Genomic DNA, 14,698 nt, shown 5'->3' on the forward strand with positions numbered 1-14,698 from the left:
CCTCAGAACACCACCAGGGCCCGGCCGCCGCGCCCCGCGAGCATCGCGTCGAAGGCGGCCGGGATGCCGTCCAGGGCGATGCGCTCGGTGACCATGGCGGATAGGTCCAGGCGCCCGGCGCGGATGTGGTCGGCGAGGACGGGGAGGTCGCGGGCGGGGTCGCTGTTGCCGTAGACGCAGCCCGACAGGGTGCGGCCGAAGTGGAAGAGCTCCAGGGCGGAGAAGGAGACCACATCCCCCTTGCCGCCGATGCCGACGACCGTTGTACGGCCGCCCCGCCGGGTGGAGGACCAGGCGGCACGGATGGTCTCGGCGCGTCCGACGCACTCGATGGCGACGTCGGCACCGTGGCCGCCGGTCAGCGTGCGGATGCGTTTCGCGATGTCGTCACCGGCCACCAGGAACTCGGTGGCGCCCGCGGCCCGGGCCAGCTCCTCCTTCGCCGGGGAGACGTCGACGGCGACGATGGTGCCCGCCCCCGCGATCCGGGCCGCCTGGAGGACCGCGAGGCCGACCCCGCCGACGCCGAAGACGGCGACGGACTCGCCGGGGCGGACGGCGGCGGAGTGGTGGACCGCGCCGTAGCCGGTGAGCACGGCGCAGCCCAGCAGGGCGGCCTCGGTGAGCGGGACGCCGTCCGGCAGCGGCAGCACCGCCGAGGCCGCGACCACGGTCTCCTCGGCGAAGGCGGCCGTGCCCAGGCCCGGGTAGAGCTGCTCGCCCCCGGAGGCGAGCTTGGCGTAGGGCGCGGCGGCCGCCGCGCCCGCGTTGGCGCAGAGCCACGGCTCGCCGAGCCCGCAGTAGTGGCAGGCGCCGCAGGAGGGGGCCCAGTTGAGGACCACGAGGTCGCCGGGGGCCACGCCCGTGACGCCCTCGCCGACGGAGACGACCGTGCCCGCGCCCTCGTGGCCGAGGACGGCGGGCGCGGGCTGCCGCAGCGTCCCGTTGGACAGCGACAGGTCGGAGTGGCAGACGCCGGCCGCGGCGAGCCTGACCCGGACCTGGCCGGGGCCGGGTTCGGGCAGCTCGATGTCGGCGATGGCCAAGGGCGCGTTGACGGCGGACAGGACGGCGGCGCGGACCACGGTGTTTTCTCCTGCGCTCAGGGGTTCGGGGGCGTCAGAACTGGAGGGACTTGGTCTGGAGGTACTCGGTCAGACCGTGCGGGCCGAGTTCGCGGCCGACGCCGGACTGCTTGTAACCGCCGAAGGGGGCCACCGGGTTGAAGCGGCCGCCGTTGATGTCGACCTGGCCGGTCTCCATGCGCCGGGCGAAGGCGACGGCCTCGGCCTCTTCGCCGGCCCATACCGCGCCCGCGAGACCGTAGACGGTGCCGTTCGCGATCCGCAGGGCGTCGTCCTCGTCCTCGTACGACAGCATCGACAGGACCGGGCCGAAGATCTCCTCCTGCGCGATCGTCATCTCCGGGGTGACGTCGGCGAAGATCGTGGGGCTGACCCAGTAGCCCAGCGGGCGGGGCGCCTCGGGGCCGCCGGCGACGAGGCGGGCGCCCTCGGCGATGCCCTTCTCGATGTAGCCGCGGACACGCGCCTGCTGCTTGGCGTTGACCACCGGGCCGATGCGCTCGCCGGGGACGTACTTCGCCGCGGCGGCCGCGGCGAGGGCCACGGCCTCCTCGTAGCGGTCTCGGTGGACGAGCATGCGGGTCCAGGCGCTGCAGGTCTGGCCGGTGTTGGACATGACGTTCGCGACGCCGACGTTGACGGCCCTGGCGAGGTCGGCGGTCGGAAGGATGACGTTGGCGGACTTGCCGCCGAGTTCCAGGGCGACCCGCTTGACCGCGGCCCCGGCGGTGGCGGCGATCTGCTTGCCGACGGCCGTGGAGCCGGTGAAGGAGACCAGGTCCACGCCCGCGTGGGCGGCGAGCGCCTGCCCGGCGACCGGGCCGAGGCCGGTGACGAGGTTGAACACCCCGGCGGGCAGGCCCGCTTCGTGGACGGCCTCGGCGAAGAGCTGGGCGACCAGCGGCGTGTCCTCGGCGGGCTTGAGCACGACGGTGCAGCCGGCGGCGAGAGCGGGGGCGACCTTGGCGACGATCTGGTGCAGCGGGTAGTTCCAGGGGGTGATCGCGCCGACGACGCCGACGGGCTCGTGGAAGACCGTGGAGTTGCCGATCCGCTCCTCGAACGCGTGGGTCGCGGCGAGTTGGGCGTACGAACCGGCGACCTTGATCGGGAGGTCGGCGTGGACGGCCTGGGCGAAGGCCAGGGGCGCGCCCAGTTCGGCGGCGACGGTCTCGGCGATCTCGTCGCGGCGGGCGGCGAGCACGTCGCGCAGCGCGGCGATGCGGGCCGCCCGGTCGGCGGGGGCGGTGGCGGCCCAGCCGGGGAAGGCCGTGCGGGCGGCGCGCACCGCGGCGTCCACGTCGTCGGCGGTGCCGGCGGGCACGGCGGCGAACACCTGCTCGTCGGCGGGGTTGACGACGGCGATCGTCTCCGTGCCGGCGGCGGGCCGCCAGTCGCCGTCGATGTACATCCCGTCGTGCGGCTTCATCCCTTGTCCTCCCGGGCGGCGGCGTTGCCTTGGCCCGCCCAAACTAGCGCCGATAGTTTTCTGGTGCCAGGGCGGCACTCCGTGCGGTGGATCACGCGGGGGCGACCTGGACGGGGAAGCCGCCCAGGACGGCCGTGCCCGACAGCGGGTCGAGGAGGCTGCCGTCGAGCAGCTGGTTGAGGTTGGCGCCGGGGGTACGGGCGGCGACCGTGAGCCGGGTGCCGTCCCGGTCGTGTCCCCAGCCGTGCGGCAGGCTCACCACGCCGGGCCGCATCGCGTCCGTGACCTCCACGGGCGCCTCGATCTCGCCGCCCGCGCCCTTGATCCGGGCTGGGGCGGCGTCGGTGAGCCCGAGGCGGGCGGCGTCCTCCGGGTGGACCTGGAGCGTGCAGCGGTTGGTGCCGCCGGTCAGCGCCGGGACGTTGTGCATCCAGCTGTTGTTGGAGCGCAGATGGCGGCGGCCGATGAGGACCAGGCCGTCCCCGGCGCGCCCGGCGACCGACTCCAGCAGCCGGGGGACGTCGGCGGTGACGGGGGCGGGCGCCAGCTCGATCGTGCCGGAGGCGGTCCGCAGGATCTCCGGGACGCGCGGGCGCAGCGGGCCGAGGTCGATGCCGTGCGGCCGGTCCAGCAGCCGCTGGAGCGTGAGGCCCTGCGGGTCGGCGCCGAACGCGTCGCCGTAGGGGCCGAGGCGGAGCATCATGTCGAGCCGCCGCTCGTAGCCCGTACGGCCGGTCAGCTGCCCGGCGAGTTCGCCGGGTTCCCGCCCGTGGACCGGCGAGTGCGGGTCGGCGGTCTCCTTGCCGAGGCGATGGGTGATCGCCTGTTCGTCGACGAGGGCGGGGTCCGCCTCCGCCCCGAGGCCGCCGATGAGGAGGGTGAGACGGGCCAGGATCTCCGGCTCGTCCGGGCGTCCTTCCTCCAGCGGCACCGTGGGCGGGCTGTAGCGGGCGTTGTTGCGCACGGAGAAGTGGGTGAAGGCGAAGTCGTAGTGCGCGCCGCGCGAGGGCGGGGGCGGCGGCAGGACGACGTCCGCGTGGCGGGTGGTCTCGTTGAGGTACGGGTCCACGCTGACCATGAAGTCCAGCCCGGCCAGGGCCCGGTCGAGACGTTCGCCGTCGGGGGCCGACAGGACGGGGTTGCCCGCGATGGTGACCAGGGCGCGGACGCGACCCTCTCCGGGGGTGTCGATCTCCTCGGCGAGCGCGGCGGCGGGCAGTTCGGAGGCGACCTCGGGGTGGCCGGAGACGCGGCTGTGCCAGCGGCCGGTCGCGAAGCCGCGGCCGGGGCGCGGCGGGCGCGGCGCCGGGGCGGTGGGCGGCAGCGGGAACATGGCCCCGCCGGGGCGGTCGAGGTTGCCGGTGAGGATGTTGAGCACGTCGATCAGCCAGCTGGCTACGGTCCCGAAGCGGACGGCGGTGCTGCCAAGACGCCCGTAGACGGCGGCCGTCGGAGCGGCGGCGAGATCTCGGGCGAGCGTCCGGATCTCCGCGGCGGGGACGTCGCAGTGGGCGGCGACGGTCTCGGGCGGGAAGTCGCGTGCGAGCGCGCGGACCTCGTCGACCCCGGTGACGTGCCCGGCCAGCCGGCCGAGGTCGGTCAGCCGCTCCTCGAACAGGACGTGGACGAGGGCGAAGAGCAGGGCGGCGTCGGTGCCGGGGCGCGGGGCGAGGTGCAGGTCGGCGAGTTCGGCGGTGCGGGTGCGCTTCGGGTCGATGACGGTGAGCCTGCCGCCGCGCCGGCGCAGGGCCTTGAGCTTGCCGGGGAAGTCGGCGGCGGTGGCGAGGCTGCCGTTGGAGACCATGGGGTTGCCGCCGATGACGACCAGGTGGTCGGTGCGGTCCAGGTCGGGGACAGGGACGGCCAGCGCGTCGCCGTACATGTGGCCGCAGGCGGCCTGCTTGGGCATCTGGTCCAGGGTGCTGGCGGAGAAGACGTTGCGGGTGCCCAGGGCGCGGACGACCATCGGCGGATACAGGCCGCCCGCGACGGTGTGCACGTTGGGGTTGCCCAGGTAGACCGCGGAGGCGGCACGGCCGTGCTCGGCGAGCACGCCGCCGAGACCGGTGGCCACCGCCTCCCACGCCTCGGCCCAGGTCGCCTCCACGAGCCTGCCCTCGCGCCGCACGAGGGGCGCGGTCAGCCGGTCGGGGTCGCCGTCGACCTCGCCGAAGGCGGCGCCCTTGGGGCAGATGAAGCCCGCGCTGAAGACGTCGTCGCGGTCGCCGCGGGCGCGGGTGACGCGGTCGTCCTCGATCGTCAGCGTCAGGCCGCAGGTGGCCTCGCACAGCGGGCAGATACGCAGAGCGGTACGGCTGCTGGCCATCGGGCCCTCCCGGGTGACCGGAGACTTCCTCGTCCGGCACACCATACCGACCGGTACGCATGTCGGGTAGCGATCCCGCGAGCCCGGCCTCCCCGGGGCGCCTTCAGGTGTCCAGGACGCCGGCGAGGTAGGCCCGCAGGAGTTCCTTGGTCTCGGCTATGAGCACCGCGTCGCCCTCCGGGTCGGTGCGGAAGGCCAGTTTCAGCAGCGCGTCGGCCGCCTCGACACCGACGACGAAGGCGGTGCGCAGCCGCTGCTCACCGGCCGTGACGCCGAGCCGGCCACTGAGCAGCGACCGCAGGCCGTCGGCGAGCTGGTGGTTGGCCTCGTCGTTGGCGGCGGCACCCGGGGCGGGTCCGGCGAAGCTGACGAGGGCGAAACCGGGGACCGTGCGGCGCATGGCGACGTAGTGGTCGACGACGAGGTCGATCAGGCGGCGCCAGTCGCCGACTCCCCCGCCGGGGGCGGGCACCGCCCGGGTTTCGGCGCCGTCGAGCCGGGCGGTGACGCCGGCGAGGTACATCTCCAGGTTGCGGCGGGCCAGCGCGTCGGCCATCGCGCGCTTGTTGGAGAAGAAGCGGTAGACCGAGCCGATCGGGACCCCGGCCCGGGCGGCCACGGCCCGGGTGCTGAGCTCCTCGTACCCACCCTCGTCGAGGACCGCCGCCGCCACGTCGAGGATCCGGGCGAGACGTTCGGCGCTGCGCTGCTGGACGGGGACCCGCCGAAGACCGCTGCCGCTGCCGCTGCTGTGCACGGGACCCATCATGCCGGTCATACCGGTTTTCCACAGGTGCCCGACGACCCCTTGCGGGCCGGATTCCTCTGCTTGACCATAGGAATCGTGACCAGCACTGAGATCAAGGACCTGGAGTACCTTCCGGGCTTCGGCAACGAGCACGTCAGCGAGGCCGTGCCGGGCGCCGTCCCGGTGGGCCGCAATTCCCCGCAGCGCGCCCCGCTCGGGTTGTACGCGGAGCAGCTGAGCGGCACCGCGTTCACCGAGCCGCGGCATCACAACCGCCGCTCGTGGCTCTACCGCATCCGCCCCTCCGCCGCGCATCCGCCCTTCCGGCGGATCGCCGACGGGGCGCTGCGCAGCGCGCCCTTCCAGGAGGCCGAGGCCGATCCCAACCGGCTGCGCTGGAGTCCGCTGCCGATACCGCAGGGCCCGGCGGACTTCGTGGACGGCCTGGTGACCGTCGGCGGGAACGGCGACGTGCTGCGCCGCGAGGGCATCGGCATCCACTGGTATGCCGCCAACCGCTCCATGGACGCCCGGGTGTTCTCGTCCTCCGACGGCGAACTGCTGATCGTGCCGGAGCGCGGCGGGCTGCTGCTGCGGACCGAACTCGGCCTGCTGGCCGCCGAGCCGGGGCACGTCGCGCTGATCCCGCGCGGGGTGCGCTTCCGCGTCGAGCTGCTGGACGCCGACGCGCGCGGCTACGTCTGCGAGAACTACGGGCAGCACTTCCGCCTCCCCGACCTCGGCCCCATCGGGGCGAACGGGCTGGCGCACGCCCGTGACTTCATGGCGCCGGTCGCCGCGTACGAGGACCGCGAGGAGCCGGTGGAGGTGGTCAACAAGTTCGGCGGCAACCTCTGGGCCGCCGAGTACGACCACTCGCCGCTGGACGTCGTCGGCTGGCACGGCAACCTGGTGCCGTACGTGTACGACCTGCACCGCTTCAATGTGCTGGGCTCGGTCAGCTGGGACCACCCCGACCCGTCGATCTACACCGTGCTGACCTCGCCCTCCGACACCCCGGGCCTGGCCAACGCCGACTTCGTGGTCTTCGCGCCGCGCTGGCTGGTCGGCGAGGACACCTTCCGGCCGCCGTACTTCCACCGCAATGTGATGAGCGAGTTCATGGGGCTCGTCGAGGGGGCGTACGACGCCAAGGCCGAGGGCTTCGTGCCCGGCGGCGCCTCGCTGCACAACATGATGTCGGCGCACGGCCCGGACCGGACGACCTTCGACAAGGCCAGCGGCGCGGAGTTGATACCGCAGAAGATCGACGACGGCCTGGCGTTCATGTTCGAGACGCGGTGGCCGGTCGTGCCCACGGCACAGGCGCTGGGGGCGGAGCATCTGCAGCGGGGGTACGACGACGTGTGGCGGGGGCTTGAGCGACACTTCAGGGCATGACGAGCCCCGGCCTCTTCGCCCCCGACTCGCTGGTCCTGAACCGCAAGCTGCCCTTGTGGTACCAGGTCTCGCAGTCGCTGCGCGCCTCGATACTCGGCCGTCGTCCGGACGCCCCGCTGCGGCTGCCGACCGAGGACGTACTGGCGGGGCACTACGGGGTGAGCGTGCTCACCATGCGGCAGGCGCTCAAGGAACTGGAGGAGGAGGGGCTGATCAGCCGGCACCGCCGGCGCGGCACGTTCATCGAGCCGGCGGCGCGGCGCGGAGCCCCGGTCCGGCTGCTGGGCTCGGTCGACGCCATCGTGGCCCAGCAGTCCGGGGAACGTACGAGCGTGCTCGGGCACGGCCCGGAGCCGGTGCCGGCTGAGTACGCCGAGTACTTCCCCGGGGTGGCCGAGACGGTGGCGTACCGCAGGCTGCGGTGCGACGAGACGGGTGAGCCCACCAACTGGGCGGAGAACTTCGTGCTGCCCGAACTGGCGGCCAGGATCGACCTGGCGGACCTGGCCCGCTGGCCGATGACGAAGGTGCTGCGCGACGCCCTGGGGGTACGGATCAGCCGGATCACCGACACCGTGGAGGCCCGCCTCGCCGACCCGGACACCGCGCGCCTGCTGCGGGTGCCGCTGCTCAGCCCGATCCTGCACTACACGGGGGTGACCTACGACGAGTCCGGACGCGCCGTCGACGTCGTGCGCATCCACTACCGCGGGGACCGCTTCTCCTTCACCGTCACGATGGAGGCGCCCTGAGGGGCGTCAGTAGCATGCTCACGGTGAGCGATGAAGCGCCGACGCTGGCAGACCTGATGCCGTGGTCCACCGCACCCCTGCGCCTGGGGCGCTCCTGGGTGCTGGCTCCCGAGGCCGCCACTCTCACCGCCCGATGGGACCGGCTGCTGCGGGCCGAAGGGGCCGAACGCGAGCGCCTGTTCCACCCGTCACGGGCGCGTACGACGCACACCGGCGTCGCCCAGCTGCCGGGGCATCCCGTGTCCACCGCGCGGCTGGAGCGCGAGGACGGCCCCGGCGCCGAGCCGGTGCGGGTGCTGCACGGCCCGTTCGACCAGCAGTGGCTGCTGCCGGACCAGCGGCTGATCGACGCCGCCCGCCCGGAGTTGTGGCGCGTCGCCGACGACACCCATCAGGTGTACGCGGTCGAACTCGCCCGGCTGCCCCAGGTGCCGGGGCCGCCGCTGACGTTCTCGGCGCTGCTGCCCGACGGGCACTCCCCCGCGGGGCGGCCGGGCCGGGTCCGTCCGCTCTTCCGCCGCCCCGGCGGAGTCGACCCCAACCTCGCGCCGGGGCTGCTCGGGCATCTCGCGAAACGGCTGGGCGTGCCGGTCCCGGCCGGCGACGTGCTCGCCTGGATCGCCGTAGCGGGCACCGCCGGCGGGCCGATCGAGGTGCCGCTGACCGCCGACCCGGAACTCTGGGCGGAGGGCGTGGCGCTCGGCCGCCGGCTGCTGTGGCTGCACACGCGGGGCACCCGCTGCGCCGATCCGGAGGCGGAGCGTCCGGCGGGTCATCCCCGGCTGCCGGGCGGCCGGCGGCCGTATGTGCGGGCAGCCCTGCCGGACGCGCCGCGAGAGCCTTTGGCCTGGGACAAGGGGGAAGAGGCGCTGGTGGTCGGGGACGGGCGGATCGCACCGGTGCCCGAGGCGGTCTGGGAGTTCCACGCGGGCGGCACCCGGGTCCTGGAGACCTGGTTCGCACTCCGTACGGAGCCCGGGGCGGCGGGGACGCTGGACGCCGTACGCCCCGCTGCCTGGCCGCGCGCCCGCACGACCGAACTGCTGGAGCTGATCAGCGTCCTCGCGCTGCTGGCGGAGGAGCGGCCGCGCCGCCGCGCCCTGGCCGCGCGGGTGGCCGCGGGCCCCCGCATCGGCGCCGGGGAGTTGCGGGCGGCCCACGTCCTGCCGGTTCCGGAGGCGGCGCGGCGTCCCGCGTCCGTGCTCGATCACCACGAGGAAGGCCCGGACGGGCAGTTCGTCCTGCTCTGACCCGGCCCGTGACCGGACAGGCGAGCCGCGAGCTGCGGACCGTGATGACCTGACGATGTGACCACAAGTCGACATGACAACAGGCCCGGACGGAACACACCGACACGCCGCATGAGACGGCGCGGTGCCGGGACGGTGTGTTCGCCCGAGCCTGTTCGCGTGCGGAGGCGTCAGGGACGCCCTCGGGTCAGCCGCGGCCCCCGAAGAGTGAACGCCGCAGCCGCCGCAGCGGTGCGAACAGCGACACACGGGCTCCGCGGTTGGCGTCCGTCCGCACGTGGTCACGCGAGGTCAGCTCACGCATCAACAGCGTGGCCTCCTCCGCTTCCCGCTGCGGCACGGCCGGGCCCGCGAGCACCGACAAGTGGCGGTCGAGCCGCGCACTGGACGTGCTGCTCCCGCATGTGATGGCAGGCACTCGCGCCCTGCCTCGCATTGCTATCTGATCCATGACACTCCCCACCCATTCGAGGGCACCCGGCACCGGGCAGGGTAACCCTATCGCCCCGTGGCGTCACCTACGCATCCGCGTTACCGGATTCACCTGCCCGTCAAGGGTGTTGACGGTCATGTTCCGATCCCGATGGCCGGCAGCGGCAATCGGGCCATGGGGTCGGCGGTGGGCTGCGGTGATCGGCCACTCGGCTCAATCGTCGCGGTGAAGGCGTACGACCGCCCGCCCCAGCCCGGAGGCCACCGGCGCCCCGGGCGTGTCGCCCGGGCCCGTATCGCCTGCCGCCACGCACCCCGATCGGGCGGCCATGGTGGTGCGCTCCGGGGCGCGCGCCCCTTTCCCGCCGCTGGACGCCGGGTCACTCGGCCGGCGCAGGCTCCCGCCCCCGCCCCGCCCTCCCGCCCGCGCGCCGACTCCGACCTCAACTCCCGGGCGCCAGCGCCCGGTTGCCCCAATATCACGTTACAAACCTGTGACGCAAATTCAGCCCGCTCCGCCAATCCGCTCCACCCCCCGGTCCCGAACCCCTCCCGCAGGACCTCTTCCAAGGGGGAGGGGCCGCACTCGCGAAGGACCGACGCGATGACCGCAGAACTCAGGAACAGGTTCACGGCCCGGATCGGGCGATCCCGTGCGATCGCCCTGATCACGGCGGGCACTCTGGCCGCGGGGGGGCTCGCCGCGGCGGGTGTCACCGTGCTGGCACCGGACGCCGCGGAGGCCTCCAGCCACCGGGAGGCGCCGCTGATCTCGGGCCAGCCGCAGTACGACACCACGGACGTCTACGCGTTCGTCAGCCCCGACCGCCCGGACACCACCACGCTGGTGGCGAACTGGATCCCGTTCGAGGACCCGGCCGGCGGCCCGAACTTCTACAAGTTCGCCAACGACGCCCAGTACGACATCCACATCGACAGCGACGGCGACGCCCAGGGCGACTACCTCTACCGGTGGACGTTCCAGGACCACGTCCGCAACAAGAAGACGTTCCTCTACAACACCGGCCCGGTCACCAGCCTCGACGACCCGGACCTGAACTTCTTCCAGACGTACGACATCGACCTGTTCCGGCTGCACAACCAGCGGGTGGTCGGCCGCCACAAGGTCGCGAACGACGTGCCGGTCGCGCCGTCGAACGTCGGCAAGGCGTCGATGCCGGACTACAACGTCCTGCGGCAGCAGGCCGTCAAGAACCTGGGCCGCGGCACGACGGCCTTCGCCGGCCAGTCCGACGACCCCTTCTTCCTGGATCTGCGGGTCTTCGACCTGCTCTACGGAGGCAATCTCTCCGAGGTCGGCGACGACACCCTCAAGGGCTACAACGTCAACACGATCGCCCTCCAGGTCCCGACCGCCGCGATACGCCAGTCCGCGAAGCAGCCGGTCGTCGGCATCTGGTCCACCACCCAGCGGCGCACCGCGAACGGGGACTGGGCGCAGGTCTCCCGGCTCGGCATGCCGCTGGTCAACGAGGTGGTCAACCCCCTCAAGGACAAGGACAGGTTCAACGCCTCCTCGCCCTGGAACGACGCGCAGTTCCTCAAGAACGTGACCGAGCCCGAGCTGCCCAAGCTCATCGAGGGCATCTACAAGATCAAGGCCCCGGCCACCCCGCGCAACGACCTCGTCCAGGTCTTCCTCACCGGTGTGCCCAAGCTCAACCAGCCGCCGCACGTCCGCCCGTCGGAGATGCTGCGGCTCAACACGGCGATCCCGCCCACCGCACAGCCCAAGCGGCTCGGCGTCCTCGACGGCGACACCGCCGGCTTCCCGAACGGGCGCCGGCTGAGCGACGACGTCGTCGACATCGCCCTGCAGGTGGTCGAGGGCGAACTGGTCGGCGCCAAGAACGACCTCGGGGACGCGGTCAACACCAACGACCAGTCCTTCGGGGCGAGCTTCCCCTATGTCGCCCTGCCGAACTCCGGCTCGGACGGACCGCTGGCCAAGGCGGCGAAGACCGACGGGGCCCGGACCGACGGGGTGACCCAGCTCAACGCCGGCGGTCTGATCCAGGGCCCCGGCGGTGACGACAACACCGTCCTGATCGCCTCCGCCGCCTCCGGCGGCGCGGGTGTGCTGCTCATCGGTGCCGCGCTGGCCTGGTGGCGGATGCGCCGCCGCCCGGTCCGCGCGCGGGCCCACCGGGCCTGACCGCCGGTCCCGCTCCCGGCCGGGGCGTGAGGGGCGTGACTCCCCTCGCCCCGGCCGGGGCTCCCACCCCACCCGAAAGGCAGGCAGCCATGGACGCACCGCCCCTGGGCCGGCTGCGCACCGCCCTCCTCTACACAGCGCTGGCGCTGGGCCTGGCGCTGGCGCTCACCGCGGGTGCGCTGGTGCTCGGCGGCTCCTCCGGCCGCACCGGCGCGGCCGGTGGGCCGGCCGCGGCAGCCGCGCCCGCCGGCGACGCCCCGCTGGACCGGCTCGCGACGGGAGACCTCGCGGGCGGCATCGCGGGGCTGCAGGAACACCTGCGCGCCCAGCCGGAGGACTCCTCCGGCTGGGCGACGCTCGGAGCGGCCTACGTCGAGCAGGCCCGCACCTCCGGCGACCCCACCCGATACCCGCAGGCCGAGGAGGCGCTCGCCCGCTCGCTGCGGATCGCCCCCGACGGCAACGACGCCGCGCTCGCCGGGCAGGCCGCACTCGCCGCCGCCCGCCACGACTTCCGTACCGCGCTCGGCGCCGCCGACCGCGCGCTGCGCACCAACCCCTACAACGAACGCGCCCTCGCGGTCCGGGTGGACGCCCTGGTCGAACTCGGCCACTACGACACCGCGCGGGCCGCCGCCGAGCACGCCGACAAACTGCGCCCCGGCATCCCCGTCTTCACCCGCCTCGCGTACGTGCGTGAGCTGCACGGCGACGCGGCGGGCGCCCGCCGCGTGCTGACCCGCGCCCTGGACTCCGCGAGCACCCCCGGCGACACCGCCTACGTGGCCACGGCGCTGGGCCAGCTGGCGTGGAGCCAGGGGCAGTACGCGGACGCCCTGCGGCAGTACGCCACGGCCCTGCGCGCCTCCCCCGGCTACCTCCCGGCGCTCGAGGGCCGCGGCCGCGCCTACGCCGCGCGCGGCGACCGCGCCAGGGCCGCCCGTGACCTGGCCGAGGTCGTACGCCGCTACCCGCTACCCGCCCAGCTCGCCGAGCTGGGCGAGCTGTACGAGGCGACCGGGCAGCCGGGCAGGGCCCGGGAGCAGTACGCGGTGGTCGGCACCTGGATCGCCCTCGCCAAGGCGAACGGCGTCGCGACGGACCTGGACGCGGCGCTGGTCGCCGCCGACCACGGCGACCCGCGCGAGGCGCTGCGCGCGGCCCGCGCCGAATGGGCGCGCCGGCACACCGTGCACACCGCCGACGCCCTCGCCTGGGCCCTGCACGTCAACGGCCGCGACCGGGAGGCCCTGCCGTACGCGGAGCGCTCCTCCGCGCCCGGCTACCGCAACGCGGCCTTCCTCTACCACCGCGGCGTCATCGAGGCCGCCCTCGGCAGGCGATCGGCCGCCCGCACGGCGCTGGCCGCCGCCCTGCGCCTCAACCCCGGTTTCTCCCCGACCGGCGCCCCCGCCGCCCGCGCGGCCCTCGCCCGCATCGAAGGCATCGAAGGAATCGAAGGAGGCCCGTCATGATCCGGCGCAGGACGGCCGCGGCAGCCGTTGTGGCGGCGGCCGCCGCCGCGCTCGTGGTGCTGCCCGCGGGGCAGGCGCAGGCGCACCCGCTCGGTAACTTCACCGTCAACCGCTACGACGGGCTGATCGTCGCGCCCGGCACCCTGCGCGTCGACCACGTGGAGGACCTGGCGGAGATCCCCGCCGCCCAGGCGGCGCCGGTCATCGACCGGGACGGCGACGGGACCCTGGCGAAGCCCGAGTTGACGGCCTGGGCGCGGGCGCGCTGCGACGCCGCGGCGGACGGCGCGCGGGCCGCGGCGGACGGGCGGAACACTCCCGTCCGGGTGGACGCCGCGAGCGCCGCCGTGCGGCCGGGGCAGGCGGGACTGACGACGCTGCGCGTGGAGTGCCGGCTGACGGCGCCCCTGCCCCGCGCGGATTCGGTCGCGCTGACGTACCGTCCGGCCGACATCGGCACCGGTCCCGGCTGGCGGGAGATCACGGCGCGCGGCGACCGCATGACCGTGGCCGCCGCCGACGTACCCGGCGCGTCGGTGTCGCGGCGGCTGACGGCCTACCCGGGGGACCTGCTGTCCTCCCCCGCCGACGAGCGGTCGGCGCGGCTGCGCGTGACGCCCGGGGGTCCGGCACTGGGCGACGCGGCGGACACCGGGACCACCGCGCCGGGGAGCGGTGTGCTGCCGCGCGGTGCGGACCGCTGGACCCAGGCGCTCACCGGGCTGGTGTCCCGGCACGCGCTCACCCCGGGTTTCGCCGCGCTGGCCCTGCTCACGGCGCTGGCGCTGGGCGCGATGCACGCGCTCGCCCCGGGCCACGGCAAGACGTTGATGGCCGCGGCGGCGGCAGCGGGCGGCCGCCGGTCGCGGCGCGACATGCTCGCCCTCGGCGCTTCGGTGACGGTGACCCACACGCTCGGCGTGTTCGGGCTCGGGCTGCTGGTGACGACGGGCTCGGCGGCGGCGCCCTCGGTCATCGCCTGGCTCGGCATCGCGAGCGGCCTGCTGGTCGCCTTCGCGGGGGCGGCGTTGCTGCGCCGGGCGTGGCGGCTGCGCGGCCGGTCCCACGGGCACAGCCACGGGCACGGGCATGACCACGACCACGGGCACAGCCACAGTCACGACCACCCTCACGCACACACCCCTCACCACCACCCTCACACGGCCGGCGCGGCCGGCGCGACCGCCGTCCTGACCGCCGAGCGACCCGCCCCCGCATCCGCACCGCAAGCCCACCCGCACCCGCACGTCCACGAGGCCCGCCCCACCCTCCGCGGCACGATCCTGCTCGGCTTCGCGGGCGGGCTGGTCCCCAGTCCCTCCGCCGTCGTCGTGCTCGTCGGCGCCGCGGCGCTCGGCCAGGCGTGGTTCGGCTTCCTGCTGGTGCTGGCGTACGGCGCGGGTCTGGCCGCGACGCTCACGGCGGCCGGTTTCGCCGTCGTACGCCTGGGACGCCTGGCCGGCAGGGCATCACTGCGCCAAGGGCTCTTCCGGGGGCGGGCGTTGACGGCGGCGCGTCGCCTGGTGCCGCTGGCGACGGCCTCGGTGGTGCTGGCGCTCGGCTGCGGCCTGGTGCTCAGGGGCGCGGCGGCGACGCTCGGCTGACGCAGGCGGGGGGAGGTTCA

11 protein-coding genes are annotated in these 14,698 nt (G+C 74.5%); 6 read left to right on the forward strand and 5 right to left on the reverse strand.

Annotated elements, in window-relative coordinates:
- Positions 1-2: 2 nt before the first annotated feature.
- The 4 genes from ACFWVC_RS18265 to ACFWVC_RS18280 all read right to left on the reverse strand — a co-directional run bounded on the left by ACFWVC_RS18265 (position 3) and on the right by ACFWVC_RS18280 (position 5,609).
- The gene (locus tag ACFWVC_RS18265) at positions 3-1,085 is read right to left on the reverse strand and encodes a Zn-dependent alcohol dehydrogenase (RefSeq protein WP_384286373.1); all 1,083 of its coding nucleotides are present in this window, start codon (positions 1,083-1,085) and stop codon (positions 3-5) included.
- A gap of 34 nt (positions 1,086-1,119) precedes the next feature.
- Positions 1,120-2,514, reverse strand: a complete 1,395-nt coding sequence (locus tag ACFWVC_RS18270; RefSeq protein WP_384286377.1) for an aldehyde dehydrogenase family protein — start codon at positions 2,512-2,514, stop codon at positions 1,120-1,122.
- Between the two features lie 91 nt (positions 2,515-2,605).
- Positions 2,606-4,840: a molybdopterin oxidoreductase family protein gene (locus ACFWVC_RS18275; RefSeq protein ID WP_384286379.1), complete on the reverse strand. Its 2,235-nt coding sequence runs from the start codon at positions 4,838-4,840 to the stop codon at positions 2,606-2,608.
- A gap of 103 nt (positions 4,841-4,943) precedes the next feature.
- Positions 4,944-5,609: a TetR/AcrR family transcriptional regulator gene (locus ACFWVC_RS18280; protein WP_384286522.1), complete on the reverse strand. Its 666-nt coding sequence runs from the start codon at positions 5,607-5,609 to the stop codon at positions 4,944-4,946.
- Positions 5,610-5,684: 75 nt separating this feature from the next.
- On the opposite strand from ACFWVC_RS18280, the gene hmgA reads away from it, so the two are divergent.
- The 3 genes from hmgA to ACFWVC_RS18295 are packed head-to-tail and all read left to right on the forward strand — an operon-like array spanning position 5,685 to position 8,991.
- Positions 5,685-6,989 carry a homogentisate 1,2-dioxygenase gene (gene hmgA / locus ACFWVC_RS18285; RefSeq protein WP_384286381.1) on the forward strand — a complete coding sequence of 435 codons (1,305 nt, stop codon included), beginning with the start codon at positions 5,685-5,687 and terminating at the stop codon, positions 6,987-6,989.
- A complete protein-coding gene (locus ACFWVC_RS18290; RefSeq protein ID WP_384286383.1) occupies positions 6,986-7,741 on the forward strand; it encodes a GntR family transcriptional regulator in 756 nt (251 codons plus the stop codon). The genes hmgA and ACFWVC_RS18290 overlap by 4 nt, the downstream gene beginning before the upstream one ends.
- 14 nt (positions 7,742-7,755) lie before the next feature.
- Positions 7,756-8,991: a type ISP restriction/modification enzyme gene (locus ACFWVC_RS18295; protein WP_384286386.1), complete on the forward strand. Its 1,236-nt coding sequence runs from the start codon at positions 7,756-7,758 to the stop codon at positions 8,989-8,991.
- 187 nt (positions 8,992-9,178) lie between these two features.
- On the opposite strand, the gene ACFWVC_RS18300 is transcribed toward ACFWVC_RS18295, so the two are convergent.
- Complete coding sequence (locus tag ACFWVC_RS18300; RefSeq protein WP_384286388.1) at positions 9,179-9,442, reverse strand: hypothetical protein; 264 nt, start codon at positions 9,440-9,442, stop codon at positions 9,179-9,181.
- Between the two features lie 585 nt (positions 9,443-10,027).
- On the opposite strand from ACFWVC_RS18300, the gene ACFWVC_RS18305 reads away from it, so the two are divergent.
- From ACFWVC_RS18305 to ACFWVC_RS18315, 3 genes are all read left to right on the forward strand, one after another.
- Positions 10,028-11,599, forward strand: a complete 1,572-nt coding sequence (locus tag ACFWVC_RS18305; RefSeq protein WP_384286391.1) for a DUF4331 domain-containing protein — start codon at positions 10,028-10,030, stop codon at positions 11,597-11,599.
- An 89-nt stretch (positions 11,600-11,688) separates the two neighbouring features.
- Complete coding sequence (locus ACFWVC_RS18310; RefSeq protein ID WP_384286394.1) at positions 11,689-13,074, forward strand: tetratricopeptide repeat protein; 1,386 nt, start codon at positions 11,689-11,691, stop codon at positions 13,072-13,074.
- Complete coding sequence (locus ACFWVC_RS18315; protein ID WP_384286396.1) at positions 13,071-14,678, forward strand: nickel transporter; 1,608 nt, start codon at positions 13,071-13,073, stop codon at positions 14,676-14,678. The genes ACFWVC_RS18310 and ACFWVC_RS18315 overlap by 4 nt, the downstream gene beginning before the upstream one ends.
- The last annotated feature ends 20 nt before the right edge of the window (positions 14,679-14,698 follow it).

Source organism: Streptomyces sp. NPDC058691 (genome assembly GCF_042714775.1).
Lineage (GTDB): Bacteria > Actinomycetota > Actinomycetes > Streptomycetales > Streptomycetaceae > Actinacidiphila.

Coding starts and splice junctions, on each gene's coding strand:
- ACFWVC_RS18270 (WP_384286377.1), bottom strand. CDS start 2,514: ATGAAGCCGCACGACGGGATGTACATCGACGGCGACTGGCGGCCCGCC.
- ACFWVC_RS18275 (WP_384286379.1), bottom strand. CDS start 4,840: ATGGCCAGCAGCCGTACCGCTCTGCGTATCTGCCCGCTGTGCGAGGCC.
- ACFWVC_RS18280 (WP_384286522.1), bottom strand. CDS start 5,609: ATGATGGGTCCCGTGCACAGCAGCGGCAGCGGCAGCGGTCTTCGGCGG.
- ACFWVC_RS18290 (WP_384286383.1), top strand. CDS start 6,986: ATGACGAGCCCCGGCCTCTTCGCCCCCGACTCGCTGGTCCTGAACCGC.
- ACFWVC_RS18295 (WP_384286386.1), top strand. CDS start 7,756: ATGCTCACGGTGAGCGATGAAGCGCCGACGCTGGCAGACCTGATGCCG.
- ACFWVC_RS18300 (WP_384286388.1), bottom strand. CDS start 9,442: ATGGATCAGATAGCAATGCGAGGCAGGGCGCGAGTGCCTGCCATCACA.
- ACFWVC_RS18305 (WP_384286391.1), top strand. CDS start 10,028: ATGACCGCAGAACTCAGGAACAGGTTCACGGCCCGGATCGGGCGATCC.
- ACFWVC_RS18310 (WP_384286394.1), top strand. CDS start 11,689: ATGGACGCACCGCCCCTGGGCCGGCTGCGCACCGCCCTCCTCTACACA.
- ACFWVC_RS18315 (WP_384286396.1), top strand. CDS start 13,071: ATGATCCGGCGCAGGACGGCCGCGGCAGCCGTTGTGGCGGCGGCCGCC.